This window comes from Mesorhizobium sp. EU05-FHT14A09 (genome assembly GCF_058790995.1).
Genome location: NZ_JBYTDF010000014.1, coordinates 62,093 through 87,792 on the forward strand (window position 1 = coordinate 62,093; position 25,700 = coordinate 87,792).

Consider the following 25,700-nt stretch of genomic DNA (forward strand, 5'->3'; position numbering starts at 1 on the left):
AAGCCTCCACGAGGGACGAATTTGCAAAACGCACCCGACAAGGCGGCAGCGGATCAGTCATCCTCGCGACTGGGGCTGGCCGTGCTGATGGCCGTCACGGCGATGATCTCGGTGCAACTGGGAGCGGCGCTGGCGCGACCGGCCATGGACAGCTTCGGGCCGTTCGCGGTGACCTGGGGGCGCCTCACCTGGGCCGCGATCCTTCTCTGGCTCGTCGTGCGGCCGGATATCCGCAGCCACCGGTCACGAGATCTGGCTGCCGCCCTCGCTTTGGGCGCCACGATCGCGGTCATGACCCTGACGTTCTACCTGGCGATCATGCGCGTGCCGCTTGGTCTTGTCGTTGCCATCGAGTTCCTCGGTCCGCTTGGCGTGGCAGCATTCGGCTTTGCCCGCAGCTGGCGCCTGATCTGGCTCGCCCTGGCTTTCGTCGGCGTGCTGCTGCTGGTACGCAACCTCGAACGATGGACGATCGATCTGATTGGCCTCGCCTTCGCCCTGGCGGCAGGCCTCGGCTGGGGTACCTACATCGTGCTGAACAAGCGCGTCGGCAGTGCCTTCAAGGGCCTTGATGGCCTGGCAATATCCTTCGTCGCGGCGGCGGTCATCGCCACGCCGTTTGGCCTTTATGAAACAGGTCTCGGCCTCCCCACCGGTCTCATCGTGCAAACGGTGGGCCTTGCGGTGCTGACCCCGCTTTTGCCGTATGTGCTGGAAATGCAGGCCCTGCGCAGGCTGCCTTCAGCCACATTCGGCATCTTGATGAGCGCCGAGCCCGGCATCGGCGCGCTTGCCGGCTATCTCATCCTCCACGAACCGCTGAGCCCGCAACAGATCGTCGGCATCGCCTGCGTCATCTGCGCAAGCGTCGGGGCAACGCTCAGCGCGCGAGCCTGACGCAAAAAGGCCGACGCCAAGGCGTCGGCCTTTAGATTCAGATGCGGAAAGAGTTTACGCCCTTGCCGCGCGGATCGAATCCTCGAGGATATCGAGCGCCTCGGTCATGACATCGTCCTGGATGGTGATCGGCGCCAGGAAGCGGATGACGTTGCCGTAGACGCCGCAGGTGAGGAGGATCAGGCCCTTGTCCAGCGCCTTCAGCCGCACATTGTTGGCGATTTCCGCCGACGGCAGCCTGGTCTTGGCATCGTTGAATTCGACCGCGTTCATGAAGCCGGGGCCACGGATGTCGACGATCTCGGGCACGTCGTCGCGCAGGGCTTCCAGCCGCTGCTTGAGGCGCGAGCCGAGCGCGTTGGCGCGGTCGTTGAGCTTCTCTTCCTCGATCACGTCGAGCACCGCATTGGCGGCGGCGACGCCGAGCGGGTTGCCGGCATAGGTGCCGCCGAGGCCGCCGGGGTTCGGCGAATCCATCAGTTCGGCGCGGCCGGTGACGGCTGAAAGCGGGAAGCCGCCGGCGAGGCTCTTGGCCATCGTGGTGAGGTCCGGCGCAACATCGTGATGTTCCATGGCAAACATCTTGCCAGTGCGGGCAAAGCCGGTCTGCACTTCGTCGGCAATCAGCAGGATGCCGTGCTGGTCGCAGATCTTGCGCAGCGCAGCGACAAAATCACGCGGTGCTTCATAGAAGCCGCCCTCGCCCTGCACGGGTTCGACGATGATGGCCGCGACGCGGGCCGGATCGACATCGGCCTTGAACAGCTTGTCGAGCGCTGCCAGCGAATCCGCCGTGGTCACGCCGTGCAGCGCAATCGGGAACGGCACGTGGAAGACATCACCCGGCATCGCACCGAAGCCGGCTTTATAGGGCTGGACCTTGCCGGTCAACGCCATGCCCATGAAGGTACGGCCGTGGAAGGCGCCGGTGAAGGCAACGACCGCCTGGCGGCCGGTGGCATGGCGTGCGATCTTGACGGCGTTCTCGACCGCCTCGGCACCCGTGGTGGCGAAGATGGTCTTCTTGTCGAACTTGCCCGGCAGCAACCCATTCAGGCGCTCTGCCAGACGCACATAATTCTCGTATGGTACGACCTGGTGGCAGGTGTGGGTAAAACGGTCGAGCTGCGCCTTGACCGCCTCGATCACCTTGGGATGACGATGGCCGGTGTTGACCACGGCGATGCCAGCGGCGAAGTCGATGTAGCGGCGGCCTTCGACGTCCCAGATTTCGGAATTTTCAGCGCGTTCGGCATAGATTTGCGTGGTCATGCCCACGCCGCGCGAGATGGCGGCATTCTTGCGGGCGGAAATGGTCGCGTTGCTCATCGTGCTTCTCTCCTCGGGGCTTCGTTGCCCTGTATCTTTTCAGCCTTCGCCTAGAGCGCCGCGCGTCCTCTGGACGCGCAAAGGTCGCTCTAGCACTTTGAATTTGCGCATGGGCCTTTCCGAAAATCGATCCCGATTTTCGGGTCATGCGCTAGCCTTCTGGCTTTATTTTCGGCCCAACTCAAGCCGGCAGCCTGGATCAAGCCGTTGTGCCTGCGCAAGCCGCTGTTTTTCCTGGTTCCGCCGCGTCAGCGGTACGCTTTCGATGACCTATTTCAAATTCTGGACCGCAAGGTATCCTGCCTTGTGAGTAGCGCTCCTCGCCGTTGAGGCGCGCCGGTGCAGGGGTGTCCCATGGCGAGACGACGACCGGTCCCGTTGAGAACGGCAGCGCGGTTGCGGCCATCAGTGCCACGTATGGCCTGCCTGCTGCTCGCTGTCGCTGCGACCGCCGCGCTGTCTGGCTGCCAGCGGCAGGAGGCCAAGAAGGCGGAAAAGCTGCCCGTGCTGGTCGCCACGCAGAAAGCCGAGGTCACGGACTATGCCGACACCGTGTCGCTGACCGGGGTGATTGCCGCACGCACGGTGAACAACCTGTCCTTCCGCGTCGGCGGCCGGGTGGCCGAGCGACTGGTCGAGGTCGGCGACCATGTCGACAAGGGCCAGGTGATTGCCCGCATCGACCCGCAGGAGCAGGAATCCGACCTGAGGACGGCACAGGCCAACCTCGATGCCGCCCAGGCCCAGCTGACGCAGGCATCCGCCACCTTCGACCGCCAGAAGACGCTGCTTGCGCAAGGCTATACGACGCGGCGTGACTACGATCAGGCCGACCAGGCGCTGAAAGTGGCGCAAGGCAGCGTCGAGGCGGCGAGAAGCGCGCTTGCCAACGCCAAGGAAAACCTCTCCTTCACCGAACTGCGGGCCGGCGCGCCGGGCATCGTCACCGCCCGCACCGTCGAAGCCGGACAGGTGGTGCAGGCAGCACAGACGGTGTTCGTCGTCGCCGAGGACGGTGACCGCGATGCTGTCTTCAACGTGCAGGAAACGCTGGTGGCCGGCGTGCATGGCAGCGGGCCGCCGCCGGTCACCGTCGTGCTCGTGGCCAATCCCAAGATCATCGCGCAGGGCGCGGTGCGCGAGATTTCGCCGGTGGTCGATCCGGCGTCCAGCTCGGTGCGGGTCAAGGTCGCGATCCCTGAGACACCTGCGACGATGCCGCTTGGCGCGGCTGTCGTCGGTACCGTCAGCGGCATGCATGGCCAGGCCGTCGTTCTGCCCTGGCAGGCGCTGACCTCCAGCGATGGCAAGCCGGCGGTCTGGGTGGTCGACCCGGCCAGCAAGGCCGTCACCGTGGCGCCAGTCACCGTGCTTGCCTATGGCACTGCCACCATTGCCATCGGCGACGGCTTGAAAGCAGGGCAGACGGTGGTGACCGCAGGCGGCCAGCTGCTCAGCCCGGGTCTGGTTGTCGAGACCACGGAGGCGGCGCAATGAGACGTTTTCTCTTCCTCGCGACTTTACCAGCCGCGGCAGTTCTCTCAGCCTGCTCGCAAGAATCCGGCGACAAGGCAGCGGAGGCGCCGCGACCGGTGCTGTCGGTTGTCGTTGAGCCGCGCGCCGCCGAGAGCTTCGGTTTCGCCGGAACCATCGAACCCCGCTACAGCGCCGGGCTTTCGTTCCGGCTGCTTGGCCGCGTCGTCGCCCGCGACGTCAATGTCGGCGATACGGTGGCCAAGGGCGCGACTTTGGCGGCGCTCGATCCGACCGCGCTCGATCTCGCCGTGCAAGCCGCCAAGGCGGAACTGTCCAACGCGGAGGCGCAGGCCGCCAACGCCAATGCCAGTGAAGAGCGCATGCGCCAGCTGCTCGCCTCCAAAAACGCCTCGCAGGCGGTCTATGATGCAGCCAAACAGGCGCAGCAGGCCGCGAACGCCAATGTCGAACGCGCCCGCGCTTCGCTTGCCAAATCGGAGGAACAGCTTGGTTATGCCCGCCTGTTCTCGGATTTCGACGGCGTCGTCACGGCGGTCGGCGCCGAGGTTGGCCAGACTGTGCCGCCGGGACAAATGGTTGTCACCGTTGCGCGCGCTGACACGCGCGAAGCGGTCGTCGACATTCCCGACTGGCTGACCGGCGACCTGGCAGCCGACGCGCCGTTCGAGGTTGCGCTGCAATCGCTGCCGTCGATCAAAACGCAAGGCAAGTTGCGCGAACTGGCGCCGCAGTCCGACGATTCCACGCGCAGCCGCCGCGTCAGGCTTTCGCTTGTCGATCCGCCGGATGCGTTCCGGCTGGGGTCGACCGTCACGGTGACGCGCGCATCCGCCATCAAGCCGGCGATCGAGCTGCCCTTGTCCGCACTGCTGGAAAAGGACGGCAAGACGCAGGTCTGGATCGTCGACGAGAAAACGGCGAGCGTGGCACCACAGGATATCCAGGTGACCGCCCGTACCGGTGCGACTTTCACAGTGGCGCAAGGCCTGTCGGCAGGCACGCGCGTGGTTACCGCCGGCGTGCACAGCCTGACGCCCGGCCAGAAGATCAAGCTGCAGTAGGAGCGGACACGTGAAGCGTTTCAACCTGTCCGACTGGGCGCTCGAGCACCGCTCGCTGGTCTGGTATTTCATGCTGGTCTTCATCGTGGCGGGCGTCTTCGCCTACATCAAGCTCGGCCGCGAGGAAGATCCTTCCTTCACCATCAAGACGATGCTGATCCAGGCCAACTGGCCGGGCGCCTCGGTGGACGAACAGGCCAAGCAGGTCACCGACCGCATCGAGAAGAAGCTTGAGGAGCTCGACAAGCTGGACTTCACCCGTTCGGTCACCACGGCCGGGCGCACCATCATCTTCGTCAATCTGAAGGACAACACCAAGGCGCGCGACGTGGTGCCAACCTGGCTGCAGGTCCGCAACATGATCGAGGACATCAAGCAGCAGTTCCCGCAGGGCGTGCTCGGGCCGTTCTACAACGACCGCTTCGGCGACGTGTTCGGCAACGTCTATGCCTTCACCTCCGACGGGCTGTCGCCGCGGCAGTTGCGCGACTATGTGGAGACCGTCCGTGCCGAGGTACTGACCGTGCCGAATGCCGGAAAGGTCGAGCTCATCGGCGCGCGCGACGAGGTCATCTATCTCGAATTCTCCACCCGCCAGATTGCTGCGCTCGGCCTTAACCAGCAGCAGATCATCGCCTCGCTGCAGGCGCAGAATGCGATCGCGCCGTCCGGCGTCATCCAGTCCGGGCCCGAACAGGTCAGTGTTCGCGTCACCGGCCAGTTCAGTTCCGAAGAAAGCCTGCGCGCCATCAATCTCAGGGTGAACAACCGCTTCTTCCGGCTGAGCGACGTCGCCACCATCACGCGCGGCTACACCGACCCGCCAGCCTCGCTGTTCCGCTTCAACGGCGAAGAAGCGATCGGACTTGCCGTCGGCATGAAGCCGAATGCCAACCTGCTCGATTTCGGCAAGGCGCTCGAACACAAGATGGATGAGGTGAAGGGCGAGCTGCCGATCGGCGTTGGCGTGCATCTGGTCGCCGACCAGCCATTGATCGTCGAGGAAGCGGTTTCTGGCTTCACGCGCGCGCTGTTCGAGGCGGTCGCCATCGTGCTCGCCGTCTCCTTCGTCAGCCTCGGCGTGCGTGCCGGCTTCGTGGTGTCGCTGTCGATCCCGTTGGTGCTGGCCATTACCTTCCTGTTCATGACCTATCTCGACATCTCGCTGCAGCGCGTTTCGCTGGGGGCGTTGATCATCGCGCTTGGCCTTCTCGTCGACGACGCCATGATCGCCGTCGAGATGATGGTGGCTCGGCTGGAAGCAGGCGACCCGCTCAACAAGGCGGCGACCTATGTCTACACCTCAACGGCATTCCCGATGCTCACCGGCACGCTGGTGACGGTGGCCGGCTTCATCCCCATCGGCCTCAATTCGAGCGCCGCCGGCGAATACACCTTCACGCTGTTCGTCGTCATCGCGGTCTCACTGCTGGTCTCGTGGATCGTGGCGGTGCTGTTCGCACCACTGCTCGGCGTCACCTTCCTGCCCGCAACGATGAAGAAGCATGATGACAAGCCAGGCCGCTTCACCACGCTTTTCCAGCGTGTCCTGCTTTGGTCGGTGCGCCGCCGCTGGCTGACCATCGTCGCCACCGTCCTGCTTTTCCTGGCCTCGCTTGCCGGCATGACCCTGGTGCAGCAGCAGTTCTTCCCGGCCTCCGACAGGCCGGAACTGATCGTCGACTGGAACCTGCCGCAGAACAGTTCGATCGCCGAAACGCGCGCGCAGATGGAGCGCTTCGAGAAGATGGCGCTGGTCGGCAACAAGGACGTCGACCACTGGAGTTCCTATGTCGGCCAGAGCGCCGTGCGCTTCGTGCTGGCCTATGACGTACAGCCCTCCAATCCGTATTACGGGCAGACCGTCATCGTCACCAAGGGGGTCGAGGAGCGCAACCGCGTGCATGCGGCGATCGACAAAATCTTGCGCGAAGACTTCGTCGGCACCGACACCTTCGTGAAGACGCTGGAGCTCGGACCGCCGGTCGGGCGGCCGGTGCAATACCGCGTCAGCGGGCCCGACGTGCAGGTGGTGCGCAGCCTGGCGCAGGATCTGGCAGGGCGCATCTCGACCAATCCCAAGCTCGCTGCGCCCAATTTCGACTGGAACGAACCCGAGCGTGTGCTGAAGGTCGACGTGCTGCAGGACAAGGCACGCCAGCTCGGCATCACCTCACAGGACATCGCCTCGGCACTCAACAGCGTGGTCGGCGGCGTCACCATCACTCAGGTGCGCGACTCGACCTATCTGGTCAATGTCGTGGTGCGTTCGCGCGAAGCCGAGCGCAGTTCGCTGGAAACGCTGAAGAACATGCAGTTGCCGACCGGCACGGGCGAGTCCATCCCGCTCGCCGCGGTGGCCAATTTCGACTACGCGCTGGAGCAGCCGACGATCTGGCGACGCAGCCGCATCCCGACACTGACGGTGCGGGCCGGGCTGGTCGGCGATGCCTTGCCGGATACCGTCGTCAACGAGCTGAAGCCGACGATCAATGCCTTCATTGCCGACCTGCCTGCGGGCTACAACGTCGTCACCGGCGGCTCGGTCGAAGAAAGCGCCAAGAGCCAGGGACCGATCGCTGCCGTGGTGCCCCTGATGCTGTTCGTCATGGCGACCATCCTGATGATCCAGCTGCAGAGTTTCCAGCGCCTGTTCCTGGTGGTGGCGGTGGCGCCGCTCGGCCTGATCGGCGTGGTGGTGGCGCTGGTGTCCTCGGGATCTCCGATGGGCTTTGTCGCCCTGCTCGGCGTGCTGGCGCTGATCGGCATCCTGATCCGCAATTCGGTGATCCTGATCGTGCAGATCGAGGACCTTGTCAGGGAAGGCAAGGACCGCTGGCTGGCGGTGATCGAGGCAAGCGAACACCGCATGCGCCCGATCGCGCTCACCGCCGCCGCTGCGTCGCTGGCACTCATCCCGATCGCGCGCGAGGTGTTCTGGGGCCCGATGGCCTATGCGATGATGGGTGGCATCATCGCCGGCACGGCAATCACCCTGTTGTTCCTGCCGGCGCTCTACATCGCATGGTTCCGGCTGAAGGAGCCGACGGAAGAACAGCAGGCTGCTGGATGAAATCGATGATCGGAGCACACGCTTTCGCATGACTGGACGGCGTGGCGGCCGCGGTGGGTTGCAGGCAGGCGATTTTGCACCGTGGGAAATCGCATCCGATCTTTCCTGGGTGCCGGACACCGTCTCGCTGGGATTGTTGCCGGTGAACGCGAAAACCTACGTCTGGCAATATCTGTGCGACCCGGAAGAGTGGTGGTGGACGACGAACGATTATTCGCCGGCCGAAAGCGCCATTGTGTTGAAACGAGCTCTCGCCATCATCAAACAGGCTCGGATACCCGATCACGAGAAGGCACTCGGTCAATTGGGCGTTGGCCCGCTTGAAAACATGATGAGCAACGAACTGCTCGACAGCCTCCAGAACTGGATGCCTTTTACACCTGCCATGTGCCACGCGCTGGAGCAGACGAGAATGGAGTTCGAGCCGCCAGACGTTCAAAGGCGTGCGGCGGCAATGATCACGACTTCAAAGAGCCTGTTCTCGCCGGAACCTGGATGAGCAGCCAAGGCTACTCCCGTGCGAGCGACCTCAGGCAAGTTTGCCGAGCAGGCGCAGGAACTGGGCGGCTTCTTTCGCCGTCAGCGGTTCCAGCGTCTCCTCGGTGATCGTCCTGGCCAGGGGAATGAGCTCTTCCACGGCGTCGCGTCCCGCCGCCGAGAGCGACACCAGAAGAAGCCGCTTGTCGGTGTCGTGTTTCTGGAGCGAGACATAGCCTCGTGATTTCAGCCGGTCGATGACGCCCTTCACGGTGGCGGCGTCCATGGCGATCATCTGGCCGAGCTGATTTTGCGAGGCCTCCCCGACTTCATAGAGCCTGGCCAGAGCCGCGAATTGCGGCGGCGTCAGATCAGCGATGCGGCTGGCAAAGATTGCCACATGGCGCTGGTGCGCCTTGCGCAACACAAACCCGACCTGATCCTGCAGGCGGTAGCTGCCGACCTGCTCATCGTCGACGATCGCCAGAACGGAAGGCACCGCCTTCCGTTCTGTTTCCTTATTCTGGAGCATGGTCCTTGTCCGAAAAGTCTGCAACTTTTCGGGATCATGCTCCGGCGGTATCTCTGCTGTCGTCATCGCTGGCCGTCCCAGATCTTGATGTCCTTGGCCTCCAGCCCGCCCATGCGGTTGTGGATGCGCGGACCACAGGTCATCACCAGGCAGAACAGAATCTCGTCGGGCCTTGGTCCATCGGCGACCCCGACTTCCATGGCATCGAAATGCGAGCGCACGTAAGACGCGTTGATGTGGCCGATCGGTACGTCGAGGCGAGCGCCGAAACCGCCTACCTTCTTGGCGGAAGGCACGATCGCCTTGGCCTCGCCAAGCCGCTCCCGCATCGCATAGCCACCGGGCACGTGCCACAGCGCACCATGCTCGAGTTCGCCAGCGCTGCCGACGATGGCGCCCTTGCCATAGCCGTCGATGACATGAGCGTCGCCGCCGAGCGCCGCGATCAGCCGGTCGGTCAGGATCAGGCCGAGCGGCTTCAAATCCTCCATCGCGCCCTGCAATTCTTCCACATAGCGCCCGGCGAACGGGTTCCTGACCAACGCCATCGCCGCAGCGCGCCGGCGCGGCACATTCACCGCTGGTCCGCCATCGTGGACGATTTCCTCGGTCAGCACCGCGATCTTGCGAATGGGAAATTCAGGCATGGACGAGATCCTTGGTTTTGTCGGAGGACAGCATGCGATCGCTGTCAGGATTGGGAAAATTCCCGGCGAGAGCGGTCGCGCCGTTGAGGAACAGAGCCGCCGCCGCGATCAGGCCTCGCCGGCGATAGCCCTCGGCGACGGCCAGTCCGGCTTGCAGAGCTTGCGCCGTTTCCGGCGGCGATAGCATCGCGACCTCAACCGTCACAAGCCGCGCACCGAGATCGCTGTCGGGAGCGAGTTCAACAGCCGGCTGTCGTTTAACTGAAGCATGGCCGGGCAGGTCGACGGCGTTGGCGATCAGCGTGGCGGCCGCATCGGCCGCCGCTCCCGAAGTCGCCAGCACGGTGACCGCATCGGCGATGCCGAGCGAAAATGATCGCCCGCGCCAGCCGCTGGTGGCAACACCATGCACGCCGTCTTCGGCACGCAGGAGAATACGGTCTGCCATGCCGTGCCCGGTCCCCGCGATCGCCAGCGTCATCGACCGGCCGGGGGCCAGATGCAACGCGCTGTCGCCGCCATTGTTGACATAGGCACGATCGAGCTTTCGTCCCGAAACCATCGCGGCCAGCATTTCGTCGGCGACCGAGCCGGCAACGGCCGCCATCGGTGTGATGAAGTGTTCCGCCAAAGGCGAGACAGCGGCTTCCATGCGCCGCGCGGTCGGTCCCGTGAAGGAGCGTTGGCCGACCGAGGCGGGACGGCGCAGGGCCGGCAGCTCCCCAACCAGCTCCGACAGGACGGTCTGGAAGCGCCCGATCGCCTGCTCATAGGCTGTCCGCACCTCGATCGCATCGCCGAATGCTTCGATGATCAGGTCGATGGGGCCGTGATTGAGATGCAGCCTCCTGCCGTCGGAGAGCCAATGCGCCTGCGGCCCGTTCACAAGCCACCTCCGTTGCGCTTGAGCTGCGCCAGGGGCGGCCAGGGATTTTCCTCGGACGCTCCCCTGTTGCTGCGCGCATTGAGATATTCGCCACCGCGCGCGACAATATCGGCAAGGCTGCGGATCTCGGCCTCATAACCGCCCAGCCGGAGATAATCGTCGCGGCGCAGGGTGAATTCGATCGGCGCCACCAGTGCCGGCGTCGGCACATAGCCGAACGCGCCTTGCGGCACGCGACTGACATCGACCATCAAGGTGATGCCGCCGCCCGGCCAGACATAGACCGGCGCACCGCCAACGGTGACATAGGTCTCCAGCCGCTGCACGGACCGCGTGAGGTTGACCGGGTTTTCCGTCACGCCGGCCCTGAGACTGCCGCCAGCGCCGCCGATGAACAGCACCGTGCACAGTGCCGGCTCGCAATTCTCCTCGATGAGCGTCACCGATTTGCGCAACCGTTCGGGGAACGGCTTTTCAACCGGTTTCAGCTCGTCATCCAGTTCGTAATAGGCAAACTGCTCGCCGGTGGTGGAAACCATCAGCAGCGACAGGCCTGGGCGGGCGCCCTTGCCGGCATTCCAGGCACCGAGGATCGACAACGGATCATCGATGGCGGTGCCACCCCAGCCGAGCCCCGGTTCCGAGACCTTGAAATAGCGGCCCGGCGTGGAGCGGCGGCCGACGATGCGAATGCCGGTGTCCGGCCAGCCGAGCACCTTGCCGGCCTGATGTTCGGAAACCACACCGGTGATGTGATCGTCCACCACGACAACCTCATCGACCAGCCCGCGCCATTGCGCGGCGAACATGCCGATGGTGGCCGAACCGCAGCCAACCCGCATGCGATGTTCCAGCTTGCCGTCGATTACCGGAGCCTTGCCCGCCTGCACGACGACGGTGGCGCCGCCATCAATGGCAAGCTCGACCGGCTGCTGATTGCACAGCGCCAGCAAGGCATCGCAGGTGGCGCGGCCTTCCGACTTGGAGCCGCCGGTGAGGTGATGCACGCCGCCCAGTGACAACATCTGCGAACCATATTCGCCGGTGGTGATGTGGCCGATCGCCTCGCCGCCCGCGCGCACGGTTGCCGTCTCGTCGCCGACATGACGGTCGGTGTCGATCTTCACCTTGACGCCGCAATAGGAGAAGATGCCCTCGGTCACCACGGTGACGAGGTCGACCCCTTCCACCTCCTGACTGACGATAAAGGGCGCCGGCTTATAGTCCGGATAGGTGGTGCCGGCACCGATCGCCGTCACGAAACGCCGGCCGGTGTTGACGAGTTCGCCTGACCACGCCTCGCCGTCCGCGACGAAGGGGACGACGGCCTGGCCGGTCTCGGCGGCATGCTCAAGAATGGTCAGTGGATCGAGCCGCACCACCCGCCCGGCCCGGTTGCCATATCGGTCGCAGGCGCCCGTGCGGCCTTCGGCGATGTAGCACATGACCGGGCAGGCATCGCAGCGGATCTTCTCAGCAAGCTGCTTTTCGCCCGGGTCGTGCGTGTCGAAACGTTCGGCGAGTTCGCTCACTGGCCCGCCTCCCGGATGGCGGCGAGGATGCGCGACGGTGTAGCCGGCACCTTCGCCATCATCGCGCCGGTGGCATGGCGGATGGCGTTGAGGATTGCCGGCGCGGTCGGGATCAGCGAGTGCTCGCCGAGCCCCTTGGCGCCGAAAGGCCCCTCCGGATCCGGCACCTCAACCAGGATCGTCTCGACCGGCGGCACGTCGCCGATGGTCGGGATGAGATAGTCGTGCAGGTTCTCGGTGCGACCGGGGATGTATTCTTCCATCAGTGCCATGCCAATGCCCTGGGCGATACCGCCTTCGATCTGACCCTCGGCAAGCACCGGATTGATCGCCTTGCCGACGTCGTGTGCGGCCGTGATCTTGATCAGCCGCACCGTGCCGAGGCGCATGTCCACCTCGAGTTCGGCGATCTGCGCGCCATAGCCGTAGACGGCATAGGGCTTGCCCTGTCCCTTGGCATCGAGTGCCGAGGTCGGCGGATCGTAGGTCTCCTCGGCGCGGAAGACGTAGCCGTCATCATCCAGGGCCAGTGCGGCGAGATCGATGCGGCGCGTGGCATCCCCTTCGCGGATGAGGAGCAGGCCTTCTTCGAACGCTAGCGTGGCGGCGCCGGAGACATTGGCATAGCGCAAGACCTGCTCGCGCAAGGCACGCCCTGCTTTTTCCGCGGCCTTGCCGGTGACGAAGGTCTGGCGAGAGGCCGACGTCTTGCCGGCGTCAGGGGAGATTGCGGTGTCGGCACCTTTCAGTTTCATATCGTGCAGCGGGATGCCGAGCGCGTCGGCACAGATCTGCGCAATGACGGTGTTGGAGCCCTGCCCGATATCGACCGCGCCCTGGTGCAGAATGACTGCACCCGTCCGCGCGATGCCCAGCCTGATGGTCGAAGGATTGGGCAGCGAGGTGTTGCCGCAGCCATACCAGCAGGACGCGATGCCGACACCGCGCCGCAGCAAATCTCTTGCCGTTTCATCGCCGACATTGAAGCGATCCGCCTCGGCCAGCGCGCGCGTCCAATGCGGTTCGAGCGCCTCGAGACAGGCGCCGATGCCGACGCCGGCTTCGAGCTTCTGGCCGGTGACCGTCTCCGAGCCGTCGCGCAGGCAGTTCTTCAGCCGGAACTGCAGCCGATCGATCCCGAGCCTTTCGGCCAGCTGGTCGTACAGCGCCTCCTGCATGATCGTAGCCTGCGGCACGCCGAAGCCGCGGAAGGCGCCGGAAATCGGACCGTTGGTGTGAATGGCGCGACCCTCGGCACGGTAGTGCGGCGTGACATAGGGGCCGGACGCATGCACCGGCACACGGTTGGCCACCGTCGGTCCCCAGCTGGCATAGGCGCCGGTATTGAAATCGCCCTCGAAGCGCATGGCGCAGATCGCGCCGTCAGCCCCCGCACCGACCATGGCGCGCATCGCTGCCGGATGACGCTTGGTCGTCGCCATCATCGATTCCGACCGGGAGAAAGCCAGGGCAGCCGGCCGGCCTGTCTTCAGGGCGACCAAGCCGATCAATGGCTGCACCGAGATATCGAGCTTGGACCCGAAACCGCCGCCGGTCGCCGTCGGCACGATACGCACCTTGTCCGGGGTGAGCCCCAGAACGCGCGCGGTATCGTCACGATCCATGTAGGGAGCCTGCGTGCAGGCGACGACAACCAGGGTGTCGCCATCCAGATAGGCATAGCCCGCTTCCGGCTCGATATAGGCATGCTCGACATAAGACGTTTCGATCGTCGCCGACGCCGTGATGAAGGCAGCCGCCAGAGCGCTGTCGGGGTCGCCGCGTTCGACGAAACCCTTCGTCAGAAGATTGCCGGCGCGGGCCGTATGGATCGCAACGGCGTTCTGCGCCTGCGCCTCGTCCACGGTCAGGAGATGCGGATCCTGCGACCATGAAATCGGGAAATCGGCGAGGTCGAGATCGGCCGCAGCCGACCGTTCCGCGGCGACTAGAGCCACCGCCTCGCCGCGGAAACGAACGACACGCTCCGCCAGCGCAGGCTGGTCGGCGAAAGCCGGGATGACGCCGACCAGGTTCCGGCCCGGAACATCGACAGCGGTGAATATGGCGACAACGCCGGGATGCACGGCCTGCCAGGCTGTGAGGTCGCCGAATGAGAAACGGGCATGATGATGGGGAGAGCGCACGACCAGGACGGCCAGCGCATCTTCGGGGAAAGCGTCGGCTCCGAACGTCTCGGCGCCCGTCACCTTCGGCACGCCATCCAGCCGTACGGGCGAGGATCCGACTGCCCTGCCGGCAAGTGGCAAGCGGAAGTCCATGTCCGCGTGTTGCCCGTCCGGATTGCTCCCCGCGACATCCAGAACCGCCGCGATGATTTTACGATAGCCGGTGCAGCGACAGAGAATTCCACCCAGCGCATCGCGCACTTCGGCTTCATCGGGATGCGGGTTCTTCTCCAGAAGCGCGGTCGCGGTCACCAGAAGTCCCGGCGTGCAGATGCCACACTGCGCGGCGCCGTGTTTGAGAAACGATGCCTGCAGCGCAGACAGCCGGCCATTGGCCAGCCCCTCGACGGTCGTGATGCTGGCGCCTTCGACGGACGCGACGGGTGTCAGGCAGGCACAGACCGGCTCGCCATCGACAAGCACGGTGCAGGCCCCGCAGTCTCCTGCATCACACCCGACCTTGGTTCCAGTCAGCCGCAATTCATCGCGCAGGATCGACGACAGCCGGCTGACGGGCGAAGCCGATACGGACGCCTGAACGGTGTTGACCTGAAAGCTGATCTCCCCGCGCTGCATGCTCATGCCGCAGCCCTCTCCGAGCATTCACCGGCGACAGCCTGGACGGCGCGGGCAACGATTTCGCGGGCCGCCTCGAGTCGATAGGCGGCGGAGCCACGCACGTCATCGATCGGCGCCAGCTGTGGCATCGGAGCGGCATTGACGATATCGACCAGGGGATCGGCGAGCATCTTGCCGACAAGCGCCTGCTCGAGATGCGGCAGCCGCGTCGCGACGGCCGAGCAGGCGCCGACGGCAACTGCGGCGCGCCGGATGACCTCGTCCTCGACGGACAGCCGGACAGCCGCCATGGCAATCGAGATCACCAGATATCGCCGCGCGCCGAGCTTGACGAAACCAGACGTCCCGACCGCACCGGTCTTGGGGACACGGATTGCAGTGAGCAGTTCGTCGGGTCGGCGGGCGATGCGGCGATTGCCAAGGATGAAGTCTGCCAGCGGCAGATGCCGGACACCTTCGAGCGAGCGCAATTCCACCTCGGCGTCCAGTACCAGCAATGCGGGCACACCATCTGCCGCGGGCGATGCGTTGCAGAGATTGCCGGCGACCGACGCGACATTCTGGATCTGTGGCGAGCCGACTTCGCGCCCGGCCTGCTTCAGCGCGTCGAAAGCGGCAGGAAGCGGCTGGCGGATGATGTCGGTCCAGGTCGTGCGGGCGCCGATCGACCACCACGTCTCGTCTTCGACAACGCCGCGCAGCGTGCCGATGCCGTTGATGTCGAGGATGTTTTCGCGAATGGGTTTATTGCCCAAGGCCGGGTAGAAGTCGGTGCCGCCGGCAAGCACACGCCACGATGTTTCGCCGAGCAGCGCGAGCGCTTCGTCGAGTGTGGCGGGTTTCGCGTAACGGATCACGCCTGCCTTCCCGGTTCCTCCCGAAGGAGGTTTCTTCCCCTGATTGGCGCATGATCTTTTCAGGCTCATACACCACGATCGACCGGTGCATCGCCGGCAAATTCATTCGTATGCAAATGATATCAGTCGCACCGGCTTTGTCAAAGCGGACGGCATTGGTGGCCGTCTTCGGCGGTCTCTCGCTTTAGAAGGTTGACGCGGGCGGCCATCTGATAAAGTTTCTCCACCCCGGTCGTCGGGGTATGTCCTCAACGGGCGGCCTTCTCCTGCATGTCGAAAGGAAACCCCATGGCTGACGAAGCATTGATCGTTGTCGATCTGCAGAACGATTTCTGTCCGGGCGGTGCCCTTGCCGTGACTGATGGCGATGAGATCGTACCGCTGGTCAACGACCTGATCCGCAACGCCGGGCACGTGGTGATGACACAAGACTGGCATCCGGCCGGTCATTCCAGTTTCGCATCCAGCCATGCGGGCAAGCAGCCGTTCGAGATGATCGAGATGCCTTATGGCCCGCAGACCCTGTGGCCCGACCATTGCATCCAGGGCAGCCTCGGTTCCGACTTCCACTCAGGCCTCGCCTGGAGCAAGGCGGAACTGATCATCCGCAAGGGGTTCCGCCCCGGCATCGACAGCTATTCGGCCTTCTTCGAAAATGATCATTCGACGCCGACCGGCCTCGCCGGTTACCTGCGTGAGCGCGGCATCGGCGCCGTCACGCTGGTTGGCCTGGCAACGGATTTCTGCGTGGCCTTCTCGGCGCTCGATGCGATCAGCCAGGGTTTCGCGACGACGGTACGCCTCGATGCCTGCCGCGGCATCGACCTGAACGGCTCGCTCGATGCCATGCTTGGCCGCATGCGCGACGCCGGCGTGGTGCTGGTTTAAGTTCTTGTTGGAAGCGTGATCCGAAACCGGTTCCCACTTTTCGGGATCACGCTTTAGGCGTTTGAGGGGCAGAGTGCATTTCAGGAAAATTCTCGCGGCTGCTGCGCTGCTGTGTGGGAGCATCGTTCCCGCTTTCGCATCCGAGGGATTGCCAGGCGCGGCGATGTCACTCTGGTGGGCGTTGCCTTTCGCCGGCCTGCTGTTGTCGATCGCCAGCGGACCGCTGCTGTTTCCGCATCTGTGGGAACACCACTACGGCAAGATCGCAGCGGGCTGGGCTGCCTTGGCCGTCGCGCCGATGGCGATGGCGTTCGGGGCGGAGCTTTCCCTCGGCGCCGTGCTGCATGCACTACTCACCGAGTACATGTCGTTCATCATCCTGCTGTTTGCCCTGTTCACCATCGCGGGCGGCATCCTCGTTGCCGGCAACATCCATGGCACGCCGTGGACAAATACCGGCCTGCTCCTGATCGGCGCGATCCTTGCCTCGGTGGTCGGCACCACCGGCGCCTCGATGATCATGATCCGGCCCGTCATCCGCGCAAACGACAACCGGCCGTTCAACGCCCATGTCGTCGTCTTCTTCATCTTCCTGGTCTCCAACATCGGCGGCTCGCTGACCCCGCTCGGCGATCCGCCGCTCTTCGTCGGTTTCCTGCGTGGCGTCGATTTCTTCTGGACGACGGCGAACCTGTGGCGGGAAACGCTGTTCGTCAGCGTGCTGGTGCTGGCCGCCTTCCTGGTGCTGGACTTCATCCTGCATCGGCGCGAAGGGGGCCGGCCAAAGATCAAGGACCCGACGCCGGATTCCAAAGTGCGCCTGCGCGGCCTGCCCAACCTGCCGTTGCTTGCCGGCGTGATCGCCGCCATCCTGCTGTCGGCATCCTGGAAACCCGGTGTCGAGATCCCGGTGTTCGGCGTGGTGCTGGAACTGCAGAACCTGGTGCGCGACGCGATCATCCTGGCGCTTGCCTTCGTTTCGCTGGCGGTGTCGCGCGCCGAATACCGCAATGCCAATGGCTTTGCCTGGGGACCGATCGCGGAGGTGGCGAAACTCTTCGCCGCGATCTTCATCTGCATCGTGCCGGTGATCGCCATCCTGAAAGCCGGCAAGGACGGCGCCCTGGCGCCCCTGGTTGCCCTGGTGACGGCCGCTGACGGAACACCCAATGATCTCGCCTATTTCTGGCTGACCGGAGCGCTGTCTTCCTTCCTCGACAATGCGCCGACCTATCTCGTCTTCTTCGAACTGGCCGGTGGCGATGCGCGTCATCTGATGACGGAACTGGCGACGACGCTGGCCGCGATCTCGGCCGGCGCCGTCTTCATGGGCGCCAACACCTATATCGGCAATGCACCCAACTTCATGGTCTACGCCATTGCTCGCCATCAGGGCGTCAGGATGCCTGGTTTCTTCGGCTATATGCTATGGTCGGGCGCGGTGCTGATCCCAACTTTCATCCTCGCCGGGTTTGTCTTCTTCCGGTGAGGCTGTAAAGACCAGCGCATGACTCCGAAAATCGGAATTGATTTTCGGAAAGGCAGGGGTGGCATGCGTCACCCGGGGTGACATGCGTCACCCGTCATGCGCCAAATCAACGTGTTATAGCGCCGCGCATTCGAAAGAACGCGCGGCGCTATAACGGCGAAAGGATAACCAATGCTGCCAAAAGCCGTTTTCTGGGACATGGATGGAACGCTCGTCGACAGCGAGCCGCTGCACGATGCGGCGCTGGTTTCGGCGATGCGCAGTGTGGGCCTTGAGGCACCCGCCGACCTGCACGAGCGCGTGCTCGGCAAGACCGCCGCCTTCGTCTACGACATGATGCGCGACGAATTCGGCCTGACGCTGCCGTTCGATGAATGGATCACGCTCAAATATGATTACTACATGGCCAATGTCGCCGGCTTGCAGCCGCGGCCGGGGGCGATCGAAATCTATCAGGAACTGCGGGCGCTTGGCGTGCCGCAGGCGGTGGTGTCGAACTCGGACCGGCTGATCGTCGATGCCAATCTGGGTGCGGTCGGCCTTTCCCATGCCGGCATGAAGACTGTGAGCCGCAACGACGTGCGCGAGGGCAAGCCACACCCCGAACCGTTCCTGCGCGCGGCCTGGCTGTTCGATGTCGACCCCAGTGAAGCGGTCGCGATCGACGACAGCGTGACGGGCGCGATGTCGGGCCTGGCCGCCGGCATGAAGACGATCTTCTGGCCGGAACGGCCGATGCCAGGCCCCGACGGCGCTGTCAACATCGATACGGCGAACGAACTGCGCGCCGAACTCGGGCTCTGAATACGGTCCTGGATGTTGATACATCCAGGACGCCTCAATCGCCGGCGCGGCCCATCCGGGCTGCCAGAGTAATTCCAGCAAGAATTGGAGCGTCCCCGCGTTTCCGAAAAAGGGAAACGCTCCAGCCTACGCGCCAACAGGCGCGGCGCCCAAGCACACGGTCAATTGGCGCGCGCTCCAACGGTCATACGACCATTGGTATCAACCGCCGGGTCAATTGCGGTAGGCAGGCTCCTGCTCGTCGAGGATCGCCTTCAACTCGGCCAGATGTCGTTCGGCCTGGCCGGGATAATCGTCCATTTCCGATGCCGTCTTTTCGGCGACCTCGTCGGAAAGCACCCGCAACGGCCGGCCGGTCCATAGAGCCTTGATATAGGTCTCGGCCGCACGCTCGAAATAGAACATGCGGTTGAAGGCATCGGCCACGCTGTCGCCGATGACCAGCACGCCGTGGTTGCCCATGATCATCACCCTGTGCTTCGGATTGGCCAGCAGGTTCGAACAGCGCTCGCCCTCCTCCTCGAAGGCAAGCCCGCCATAGTGCTCGTCGACGATGGTGCGGTTGAAGAAGGCAGCCGAGTTCTGGTCGATCGGCGGCAAGGTGGAGTCGGCCAGCGACGCCAGCACGGTGGCATGGATCGAATGCACATGCATGACGCAACGCGCGTGCGGGACATTGCGATGGATGGCGCCATGCAGGCCCCAGGCGGTAGGGTCCGGTGCGTTGGGGCCGCTCAGGGTCTCGGGGTCGTTGGCGTCGATCAGGATGAGGTCGCTCGCCTTGACGCGCGAGAAGTGCACCTGGTTGGGATTCATCAGGAAGCGCGTGCCATCGTCGTTGACCGCCAAGGAAAAATGATTGGCAACGGCTTCATGCATGTTGAGGCGCGCGGTCCAGCGGAAGGCGCAGGCAAGGTCGACCCGCTCGTCATAGAAGGGCAGATTGGACTGCTTTTGCAGGCGCGCAAGGCTCATCGTCATTCTCCTCCGTGGAGATGCGAGCATGACGCGCGCCTGAGGTGACGGCAACCGGAAACGGATGATCCAGTTTTCCGAAATCAGGTCGGGAACTGTGAGACGCCGAGAACCACGAAGCCCAGACCGATCAACAGGCAGAGCGGCGAGTAGAAACTCCGGTCGAGCCGCGCGAAAGGCTGCTCCGGGGCCTGGTGGCGCCACCAGGACGTGAAGCCGAGCAGACCACGGCCGAGGAACACAAAGGCGATCATTACCGACGTGGCGGCAAGGCCCTGCTGTGGAAACGGCGTTGCGAAAACACCCATCAACGCCAACGGCCAAAGCGTTGCCAGGACCAGGCAGGCGGCAACCGCGAAGCAGGCAAAGGTCGAGGGCATCTCGCTGATGCCGCGCGTTCCGACGACCGCACGGGCGCAGGAGGCGGCATCATGGCCGGGCCAGATGCCGCCGATGCCCCAATAGACATGCAGCGTGGTGATCACCAGCAGGATTGCGGAAAGCGCGAAGGCAAGAACGATCATGAACGATATGCTCGAAATGGGCGATGGCTGAGCTGGCTATCAGCGCATGACCCCGAAAATCGGAATCGATTTTCGGAAAGGATCATGCGCAAAATCAAAGTGCTAGAGCGACCTTTGCGCGTCCAAAAGGACGCGCGGCGCCCTAGTAGCCGCAAACGGCTTGCGAGCGGGTGCGGGCGGACCGTTCCAGCACACGATCCATGTAAGCGTTGACGCTGTCCGACGCGATCGGGAACTTGCCGGCGCGTGCCCAGGCGCCCATGTCGCCCAACAACACATCGACTGCTGAAAAGCGATCGCCCAGCGCAAATTGTTTTTCGCCCAGGCGGCGCTCCAACGCCTTCACTTCGGAGGCGAAATCATACGCCGCCGCCGGCCCGACATCGACGCGTACGTCGCTTGGCAGGATGAAACGATGACGCAGCTTGTTCCACAGCGGGGCCTCGAACTCCGACTGCGCGAAATGCATCCAGGAATCCATTTCCGCACGCCCGGCAAGCCCGGCATTGGCGCCCATGCCTTTGTCGGCGTGCTTGTCGGCCAGGTAGATGCAGATCGCGGCAGAGTCCGTGATGGTCAAATCGTCGTCGATCAGGATCGGCACCTTGCCCGAGGGGTTCAGCGCATAAGCCTCCGCCGAACGCAGCTTCACCGGAACGAACTCATAGGGTTCGCCGAGTTCTTCCAGCATCCACGTGACGCGGGAAACCCGCGACCCACGCGATCCGACAGCCTTGTACATGCCGCTACCTCCGAAGATCGCGTTCTAGACCATCGCGCTCTCGCACCCAAGCACGGTCAGACGATGGTGTCGAAGAGCCGCAGGATCCACCATGCCTGGTAGATCATCGTGAAGACGATGAAAGCCAGGTGAAAGCGCCGGTTCGCAGTGAAGATCGCGATGCCACACAGGACGACAAACAGTGGCGTGCGGATCAGATACTCGTGACCGAAACGCGCGAAATGCGCCTCGCCCTTCAACAGTGTATCGACGACATCGAGCAGATAGGTCGCTGCCAGCAGGCCGAAGAACCAGTTCCGGCGCGCAAAGAAGTAGTCTTCGTAGCTTTGGTAATCCTGCATCGAATCGGGAAACAGGAACGCGCACAACAGATAGAGCGTCACCGAATAGCCGATGATGAAGAGATACTTGCCGAAGGTCCACTCGGCGACCTCAAAGAGTCCGAACTGCCACCACCAGAAATGCACCAGCGTCAGCAGCAGCGACGCCACCCAGGCCAGATGCACCGGATAGAGCCTGTAGGCCGCGGGGTGCTGGATGATGCGGGCGACACCGGACAGCAGGCGCGTGACACCGAGACCGATCACCATGCCCATGACGATGCGCAGATGCGGGAAAACGTCATGCGCCTGGGATAGAGGCTGCTCCATCGGGCTCACCGTCGCTTTGTCAGAAGTCCGCCACCACCTAGCGATCCCGCCCGTTGAATTTCTGCGGCGTCAGCGCATCGGGTTCGACCCCTTCGAGGCAGCGCGCGTTGATGGCAACCGATGCCGTGCCGTCGGGCTTGGTTCCGCGGGCAAAGGATTCGATGCCGCAGACCCGGCAGAACAGGTGATGGATGACATGTTTGTTGAACAGGTAATCCGTCAAGACATCCTCACCGGACAGCAAGGTGAAGTTCTCCGCCGGTGCGAAAGTGAGGATGCTGCCCAACCTGCCGCAGCGTGAGCAGTTGCAGGATATGGTGTGGTCGAGATCGACGGTTGCCTCATACTTCACCGCACCGCAGTGGCAACTGCCGTTGTATGTCTTAATCGCCATGTGAAATCCCTCTACCGCCGCTTGTTCGTGTTTCGTAGCCAAACCTTAAGCCGTGGGACGCCTGCTCAGGCCGCGTCCGCGCGCGACTGGCAGCCTTCGGCCTTGAACACCCGTTTGGTCGACGCCGGGTATTTCTGCAGGAGAGTTGCCGGACGGATCGGCCGTTGCGAGAAATTGCCGCCGCAGTTCGGGCAGACACCCTTCAACACCATCTCGACGCATTCCGTGCAAAAGGTGCACTCGAAGGTGCAGATCATGGCGTTGGTGGCATCTGGCGGCAGATTCTTGTCGCAGCATTCGCATCCGGGGCGCAGTTCGAGCATTACGTTCTCCCAATCGTCGGATTCCGGCGGCTGGAGCCGGCGTTTGCCCTTTGTCGTGGAAAGTTAGCGATCCTGCAAGTTAAGTATGGAACGGCTATGTCCATATCGGTTGTTGCCTCGCCGGGTTTCGGTTTCTATAGAGAGTGCGGCCTTGATGCCGCCACAACCGGCGGCTCTACGCGTCATGCTTCCGTCAGGGGCAACGAGAACAGGGGCGTCGAGACGCCTCCCAGGCACGAAATGCGGATTTGGGGGAAGGACTTCGAATGGCTGACGAATTGGCAAACGAGATCATCGCTAAGATCAAGGCTCATGCCGAGCCCGGCGGCGAAGAGATCACGACCAATACCGAGTTGACGGCGCTCGGCATCCATTCGCTCGAGCTCACTGAAATCATCTTCGATCTCGAAGAGGCCTATAATATCGAAATCGAGATGAACACGGTCGATGCCTGGAGCAACCTCAAGAATGTCGGTGACATGGTCGAGGCTGTTCGCGCGCTGATCGCGAAGAAAGCCTGACCGAGGCTCCATGCGCACACGCGTCGTTATCACCGGTATTGGCGGCATCTGCGGACTTGGCAATGATGCCACCTCCATCTGGAACGAGATGAAGGCAGGCCGCTCGGCGATCGGGCAGGTGGTCGGCGCGGATCTGCATCAGTTGAAGGTGCAAGTTGGCAGCGAGATCAAAACGCTGCCGGAGCATGGCCTGGAACGCAAGCGGCTGGTCACGCTCGACCGTTTCAGTCTTCTCGCCATCATCGCCGCCACCGAGGCCATGCAGCAGTCTGGCCTCACCGTCGGCGCCGAGAACACTTATCGCATCGGCGCAACCGTCGGCGTCGGCGTCTGCGGCTGGGAGACCGTCGAGGAGAATTACCGCGCTCTGCTTCTGAATGGCAGAAGCCGAGCCGATATCTTTTCCGTGCCCAAGGTGATGCCGGGCGCTGCGGCTGGCCAAATCAGCATGCAATTCGGCCTGCGCGGCCCGGTATTCGGTGTCACCTCGGCCTGCGCTTCCGCCAACCACGCCATCGCCTCGGCCGTCGACCAGATTCGGCTCGGCCGGGCGGATGTCATGCTGGCCGGGGGCTCGGACGCCCCGCTGGTATGGGGCATCATGAAGGCCTGGGAAGCTCTGCGCGTGCTCTCTCCCGACACGTGCCGGCCGTTCTCGGCCGATCGCCAGGGCCTGGTGATGGGCGAAGGCGCCGGCATGGCCGTTCTGGAAAGCTACGAACACGCTATGGCACGTGGTGCTACCATCCTGGGCGAGATCGCCGGCGTCGGCATTTCGGCGGATGCCTCGGATATCGTGGCGCCGACCGTCGAAGGGCCTGAGGCCGCCATGCGCTTCTGTCTTGCCGATGCCGGCTTCAGCCCGGAAGACGTCGACTATCTCAATGCGCACGGTACCGGCACCAAGGCGAACGACCAGATCGAGACAGCCGCGATCAAGCGCGCCTTCGGCGATCATGCCTACAAGCTCTCGGTGTCATCGACCAAGTCGATGCACGGCCATGCACTGGGCGCGTCCGGCGCGCTGGAGATGATTGCCTGCGTCATGGCCATCCGCGACGGTATCGTGCCGCCGACAGCCAACTACCGCGAGCCGGACCCGGACTGCGATCTCGACATCACCCCGAACGTCGCGAAGGAACGCCCTGTTCGTGCCGCGCTGAGCAACGCGTTCGCTTTTGGCGGCACCAACGCCGTGCTGGCGTTCAAGGCGGTTTGACGCTGGGGCGTTTCCGTTTTCCACGGAAACGCCGAGACGCTGTGGCGCTTCTTGAATATGGCGCAGGCAGGTCTAATTCTTCCAAACCCACCCTGGCGAGGCGTTCGCACCGCCCCTTTTCCGAGGCAACAATGACCGATCTTTCCGCCTTCCCGATCAATGCGCGTTGGCCGGCACAACACCCGGACCGCCTGCAGCTCTATTCGACGGCAACGCCCAATGGCGTGAAGGTGTCGATCATGCTTGAGGAGATCGGGCTGCCTTACGAACCCCATTTCGTCAACATCGGCCAGGACGAAAGCTGGACGCCGGAGTTCCTGTCCCTCAATCCGAACGGCAAGATCCCTTCAATCATCGACCCCAACGGACCGGACGGCAAGCCGCTGCCTCTGTTTGAATCCGGCGCCATCCTGCTCTATCTGGCCGAGAAGACCGGCAAACTGCTGCCCGAAGATGCGGCGCTGCGCTACGAAACCATCCAGTGGGTGTTCTTCCAGATGGCGTCCGTGGGCCCGATGTTCGGCCAGCTCGGCTTCTTCCACAAATTCGCCGGCCGCGAAATTTCCGACAAGCGCCCACTCGAGCGCTACCGCAACGAATCGCGCCGCCTGCTTGGCGTGCTCGAGAAGCGCCTCGAAGGCCGCCAGTGGATCATGGGCGACGACTACACCATCGCCGACATCTCGCTGGTCGGCTGGGTACGCAACCTGATCGGCTTCTATGAAGCCGGCGAACTGGTCGGCTTCGCCGATTTCAAGAACGTCGCAGCCTGGCTGGAACGCTGCCTGGCGCGGCCAGCCGTGCAGCGCGGCCTCGCCATTCCGGCCAAGCCCTGACGCATTTCCGTTTTCTCTGAATCGCGGAAATGCTCCAACTTTTGTCTTCACACAATTCCGGACGCAAAACCGCTCACACTTTTGCTGGACTTGCTCTATCGGCGCGGCCGCTCGTCAGTCCTGCTGGATGACAAGGTCCGCCGATCGGCGGCGGGTCAGGACGCGTTCGATGTTGGGCATGTCGTTGGACGCAATCCAGGCGATCGCATCCTCGTCGCTGCGTCCATGCTCGTGCCAGCGCTGGCGCAATCGACGCTCGAGCTCGCCACGCGTCACGTCGACGAAAATGGTGAAGTCGAACATCGGCGCCAGCCGCGACCATGGCTCTTCATCCAGAAGCAGGTAGTTTCCTTCCACAAGGATGAAACGGGTATCGCTGCTCACGATACTTGCAGCTGCCCGCGACAACTCGATGCTGCGATCGAAGACCGGGATGGCGATGTCCGGTTCGCCGGCGCGGATGCGCCTGAGCAGGACTTCGAAGCCGGCGAAGTCGAAGGTTTCCGGCGCGCCCTTGCGGGCGCGCAGGCCGCGCTTGTCGAGGATGATGTCGTCATAGTGGAACCCGTCCATCGGCACCACTTCCGCGGTGCCATCCGGCAGCACGTCATGCAGCGCCGCCGAGAGCGTCGATTTGCCAGAGCCGGGCGGGCCGGCGATGGCAACGACGAAACGTTTCGCCTTGGCCGCACGCTTGAAGATCGTTGCGGCAATGGTGGCAATTTCAGACATGAGCCGTTCCCTCCGCGCTACAGTGATGGCATCTTGCCGGTCATCCA

General features: G+C 63.7%; 25 protein-coding genes. 11 read left to right on the forward strand and 14 right to left on the reverse strand.

Annotated elements, in window-relative coordinates:
* The first annotated feature begins 21 nt into the window (after positions 1-21).
* Positions 22-897, forward strand: coding sequence for an EamA family transporter (locus AC3WTO_RS29390; protein WP_492464498.1), 876 nt, complete (start codon positions 22-24; stop codon positions 895-897).
* Between the two features lie 54 nt (positions 898-951).
* Here the strand turns inward: AC3WTO_RS29390 and AC3WTO_RS29395 are convergent, their stop codons facing one another.
* Positions 952-2,226, reverse strand: a complete 1,275-nt coding sequence (locus AC3WTO_RS29395; protein ID WP_492464497.1) for a 4-aminobutyrate--2-oxoglutarate transaminase — start codon at positions 2,224-2,226, stop codon at positions 952-954.
* A gap of 354 nt (positions 2,227-2,580) precedes the next feature.
* Here AC3WTO_RS29395 and AC3WTO_RS29400 point away from each other — a divergent pair, with 354 nt between their 5' ends.
* The 4 genes from AC3WTO_RS29400 to AC3WTO_RS29415 are packed head-to-tail and all read left to right on the forward strand — an operon-like array spanning position 2,581 to position 8,356.
* Positions 2,581-3,723 (forward strand): efflux RND transporter periplasmic adaptor subunit, encoded by a 1,143-nt coding sequence (locus AC3WTO_RS29400; RefSeq protein ID WP_492464496.1) that lies wholly within the window; start codon positions 2,581-2,583, stop codon positions 3,721-3,723.
* Positions 3,720-4,784 (forward strand): efflux RND transporter periplasmic adaptor subunit, encoded by a 1,065-nt coding sequence (locus tag AC3WTO_RS29405; protein WP_492464495.1) that lies wholly within the window; start codon positions 3,720-3,722, stop codon positions 4,782-4,784. The genes AC3WTO_RS29400 and AC3WTO_RS29405 overlap by 4 nt, the downstream gene beginning before the upstream one ends.
* A gap of 10 nt (positions 4,785-4,794) precedes the next feature.
* Positions 4,795-7,857, forward strand: coding sequence for an efflux RND transporter permease subunit (locus tag AC3WTO_RS29410; RefSeq protein ID WP_492464494.1), 3,063 nt, complete (start codon positions 4,795-4,797; stop codon positions 7,855-7,857).
* 58 nt (positions 7,858-7,915) lie between these two features.
* Positions 7,916-8,356, forward strand: coding sequence for a hypothetical protein (locus AC3WTO_RS29415; RefSeq protein ID WP_492464493.1), 441 nt, complete (start codon positions 7,916-7,918; stop codon positions 8,354-8,356).
* A gap of 30 nt (positions 8,357-8,386) precedes the next feature.
* On the opposite strand, the gene AC3WTO_RS29420 is transcribed toward AC3WTO_RS29415, so the two are convergent.
* The 6 genes from AC3WTO_RS29420 to AC3WTO_RS29445 all read right to left on the reverse strand — a co-directional run bounded on the left by AC3WTO_RS29420 (position 8,387) and on the right by AC3WTO_RS29445 (position 15,556).
* Positions 8,387-8,866, reverse strand: a complete 480-nt coding sequence (locus AC3WTO_RS29420; protein ID WP_492464492.1) for a MarR family winged helix-turn-helix transcriptional regulator — start codon at positions 8,864-8,866, stop codon at positions 8,387-8,389.
* A gap of 62 nt (positions 8,867-8,928) precedes the next feature.
* Positions 8,929-9,513 carry an amino acid synthesis family protein gene (locus tag AC3WTO_RS29425; RefSeq protein WP_492464491.1) on the reverse strand — a complete coding sequence of 195 codons (585 nt, stop codon included), beginning with the start codon at positions 9,511-9,513 and terminating at the stop codon, positions 8,929-8,931.
* The gene (locus AC3WTO_RS29430; RefSeq protein WP_492464490.1) at positions 9,506-10,399 is read right to left on the reverse strand and encodes a UPF0280 family protein; all 894 of its coding nucleotides are present in this window, start codon (positions 10,397-10,399) and stop codon (positions 9,506-9,508) included. Before AC3WTO_RS29430 ends, AC3WTO_RS29425 begins: the two co-directional genes overlap by 8 nt.
* Positions 10,396-11,931, reverse strand: coding sequence for a 6-hydroxynicotinate reductase (locus tag AC3WTO_RS29435; protein ID WP_492464489.1), 1,536 nt, complete (start codon positions 11,929-11,931; stop codon positions 10,396-10,398). The genes AC3WTO_RS29430 and AC3WTO_RS29435 overlap by 4 nt, the downstream gene beginning before the upstream one ends.
* On the reverse strand, positions 11,928-14,702 hold the full coding sequence (locus tag AC3WTO_RS29440; RefSeq protein WP_492464488.1) for a molybdopterin-dependent oxidoreductase: 2,775 nt from the start codon (positions 14,700-14,702) through the stop codon (positions 11,928-11,930). The genes AC3WTO_RS29435 and AC3WTO_RS29440 overlap by 4 nt, the downstream gene beginning before the upstream one ends.
* The gene (locus tag AC3WTO_RS29445; RefSeq protein WP_492464487.1) at positions 14,699-15,556 is read right to left on the reverse strand and encodes an FAD binding domain-containing protein; all 858 of its coding nucleotides are present in this window, start codon (positions 15,554-15,556) and stop codon (positions 14,699-14,701) included. The genes AC3WTO_RS29440 and AC3WTO_RS29445 overlap by 4 nt, the downstream gene beginning before the upstream one ends.
* Positions 15,557-15,844: 288 nt before the next feature.
* On the opposite strand from AC3WTO_RS29445, the gene pncA reads away from it, so the two are divergent.
* From pncA to AC3WTO_RS29460, 3 genes are all read left to right on the forward strand, one after another.
* Positions 15,845-16,444: a bifunctional nicotinamidase/pyrazinamidase gene (gene pncA / locus AC3WTO_RS29450; protein ID WP_492464486.1), complete on the forward strand. Its 600-nt coding sequence runs from the start codon at positions 15,845-15,847 to the stop codon at positions 16,442-16,444.
* An 88-nt stretch (positions 16,445-16,532) separates the two neighbouring features.
* Positions 16,533-17,933, forward strand: a complete 1,401-nt coding sequence (locus AC3WTO_RS29455; RefSeq protein ID WP_492464558.1) for a sodium:proton antiporter — start codon at positions 16,533-16,535, stop codon at positions 17,931-17,933.
* A 171-nt stretch (positions 17,934-18,104) separates the two neighbouring features.
* A complete protein-coding gene (locus AC3WTO_RS29460; protein ID WP_492464485.1) occupies positions 18,105-18,737 on the forward strand; it encodes an HAD family hydrolase in 633 nt (210 codons plus the stop codon).
* A 213-nt stretch (positions 18,738-18,950) separates the two neighbouring features.
* Here AC3WTO_RS29460 and AC3WTO_RS29465 read toward each other — a convergent pair whose 3' ends face one another.
* The 6 genes from AC3WTO_RS29465 to AC3WTO_RS29490 form a co-directional block, all read right to left on the reverse strand.
* Positions 18,951-19,712 (reverse strand): class II aldolase and adducin N-terminal domain-containing protein, encoded by a 762-nt coding sequence (locus AC3WTO_RS29465; RefSeq protein ID WP_492464484.1) that lies wholly within the window; start codon positions 19,710-19,712, stop codon positions 18,951-18,953.
* Positions 19,713-19,795: 83 nt separating this feature from the next.
* Entirely contained in the window at positions 19,796-20,236 is a 441-nt protein-coding gene (locus AC3WTO_RS29470) for a DUF3995 domain-containing protein (protein WP_492464483.1), read from the reverse strand.
* 142 nt (positions 20,237-20,378) lie between these two features.
* A complete protein-coding gene (locus AC3WTO_RS29475; protein WP_492464482.1) occupies positions 20,379-20,978 on the reverse strand; it encodes a glutathione S-transferase family protein in 600 nt (199 codons plus the stop codon).
* A 56-nt stretch (positions 20,979-21,034) separates the two neighbouring features.
* Complete coding sequence (locus tag AC3WTO_RS29480; RefSeq protein ID WP_492464481.1) at positions 21,035-21,628, reverse strand: hypothetical protein; 594 nt, start codon at positions 21,626-21,628, stop codon at positions 21,035-21,037.
* A gap of 37 nt (positions 21,629-21,665) precedes the next feature.
* A complete protein-coding gene (locus AC3WTO_RS29485) occupies positions 21,666-22,022 on the reverse strand; it encodes a GFA family protein (RefSeq protein WP_492464480.1) in 357 nt (118 codons plus the stop codon).
* Between the two features lie 65 nt (positions 22,023-22,087).
* Positions 22,088-22,345, reverse strand: a complete 258-nt coding sequence (locus AC3WTO_RS29490) for a DUF1272 domain-containing protein (protein WP_492464479.1) — start codon at positions 22,343-22,345, stop codon at positions 22,088-22,090.
* Positions 22,346-22,611: 266 nt separating this feature from the next.
* On the opposite strand from AC3WTO_RS29490, the gene AC3WTO_RS29495 reads away from it, so the two are divergent.
* The 3 genes from AC3WTO_RS29495 to AC3WTO_RS29505 all read left to right on the forward strand — a co-directional run bounded on the left by AC3WTO_RS29495 (position 22,612) and on the right by AC3WTO_RS29505 (position 24,921).
* Positions 22,612-22,866, forward strand: coding sequence for an acyl carrier protein (locus AC3WTO_RS29495; protein WP_326894184.1), 255 nt, complete (start codon positions 22,612-22,614; stop codon positions 22,864-22,866).
* A gap of 10 nt (positions 22,867-22,876) precedes the next feature.
* The gene (locus AC3WTO_RS29500; RefSeq protein ID WP_492464478.1) at positions 22,877-24,085 is read left to right on the forward strand and encodes a beta-ketoacyl-[acyl-carrier-protein] synthase family protein; all 1,209 of its coding nucleotides are present in this window, start codon (positions 22,877-22,879) and stop codon (positions 24,083-24,085) included.
* A gap of 131 nt (positions 24,086-24,216) precedes the next feature.
* Positions 24,217-24,921 carry a glutathione binding-like protein gene (locus tag AC3WTO_RS29505; RefSeq protein WP_492464477.1) on the forward strand — a complete coding sequence of 235 codons (705 nt, stop codon included), beginning with the start codon at positions 24,217-24,219 and terminating at the stop codon, positions 24,919-24,921.
* Positions 24,922-25,035: 114 nt separating this feature from the next.
* Here the strand turns inward: AC3WTO_RS29505 and AC3WTO_RS29510 are convergent, their stop codons facing one another.
* Complete coding sequence (locus AC3WTO_RS29510) at positions 25,036-25,653, reverse strand: nucleoside triphosphate hydrolase (protein WP_492464476.1); 618 nt, start codon at positions 25,651-25,653, stop codon at positions 25,036-25,038.
* Between the last annotated feature and the right edge of the window lie 47 nt (positions 25,654-25,700).

What these genes read in the sequence shown, in the direction of transcription:
- AC3WTO_RS29510 (WP_492464476.1), bottom strand. Translation starts at nt 25,653, where the DNA reads ATGTCTGAAATTGCCACCATTGCCGCAACGATCTTCAAGCGTGCGGCC.
- pncA (WP_492464486.1), top strand. Translation starts at nt 15,845, where the DNA reads ATGGCTGACGAAGCATTGATCGTTGTCGATCTGCAGAACGATTTCTGT.
- AC3WTO_RS29420 (WP_492464492.1), bottom strand. Translation starts at nt 8,866, where the DNA reads ATGCTCCAGAATAAGGAAACAGAACGGAAGGCGGTGCCTTCCGTTCTG.
- AC3WTO_RS29495 (WP_326894184.1), top strand. Translation starts at nt 22,612, where the DNA reads ATGGCTGACGAATTGGCAAACGAGATCATCGCTAAGATCAAGGCTCAT.
- AC3WTO_RS29400 (WP_492464496.1), top strand. Translation starts at nt 2,581, where the DNA reads ATGGCGAGACGACGACCGGTCCCGTTGAGAACGGCAGCGCGGTTGCGG.
- AC3WTO_RS29485 (WP_492464480.1), bottom strand. Translation starts at nt 22,022, where the DNA reads ATGGCGATTAAGACATACAACGGCAGTTGCCACTGCGGTGCGGTGAAG.
- AC3WTO_RS29500 (WP_492464478.1), top strand. Translation starts at nt 22,877, where the DNA reads ATGCGCACACGCGTCGTTATCACCGGTATTGGCGGCATCTGCGGACTT.
- AC3WTO_RS29470 (WP_492464483.1), bottom strand. Translation starts at nt 20,236, where the DNA reads ATGATCGTTCTTGCCTTCGCGCTTTCCGCAATCCTGCTGGTGATCACC.
- AC3WTO_RS29440 (WP_492464488.1), bottom strand. Translation starts at nt 14,702, where the DNA reads ATGAGCATGCAGCGCGGGGAGATCAGCTTTCAGGTCAACACCGTTCAG.
- AC3WTO_RS29460 (WP_492464485.1), top strand. Translation starts at nt 18,105, where the DNA reads ATGCTGCCAAAAGCCGTTTTCTGGGACATGGATGGAACGCTCGTCGAC.
- AC3WTO_RS29505 (WP_492464477.1), top strand. Translation starts at nt 24,217, where the DNA reads ATGACCGATCTTTCCGCCTTCCCGATCAATGCGCGTTGGCCGGCACAA.
- AC3WTO_RS29395 (WP_492464497.1), bottom strand. Translation starts at nt 2,226, where the DNA reads ATGAGCAACGCGACCATTTCCGCCCGCAAGAATGCCGCCATCTCGCGC.
- AC3WTO_RS29425 (WP_492464491.1), bottom strand. Translation starts at nt 9,513, where the DNA reads ATGCCTGAATTTCCCATTCGCAAGATCGCGGTGCTGACCGAGGAAATC.
- AC3WTO_RS29490 (WP_492464479.1), bottom strand. Translation starts at nt 22,345, where the DNA reads ATGCTCGAACTGCGCCCCGGATGCGAATGCTGCGACAAGAATCTGCCG.
- AC3WTO_RS29480 (WP_492464481.1), bottom strand. Translation starts at nt 21,628, where the DNA reads ATGGAGCAGCCTCTATCCCAGGCGCATGACGTTTTCCCGCATCTGCGC.
- AC3WTO_RS29475 (WP_492464482.1), bottom strand. Translation starts at nt 20,978, where the DNA reads ATGTACAAGGCTGTCGGATCGCGTGGGTCGCGGGTTTCCCGCGTCACG.
- AC3WTO_RS29405 (WP_492464495.1), top strand. Translation starts at nt 3,720, where the DNA reads ATGAGACGTTTTCTCTTCCTCGCGACTTTACCAGCCGCGGCAGTTCTC.
- AC3WTO_RS29465 (WP_492464484.1), bottom strand. Translation starts at nt 19,712, where the DNA reads ATGAGCCTTGCGCGCCTGCAAAAGCAGTCCAATCTGCCCTTCTATGAC.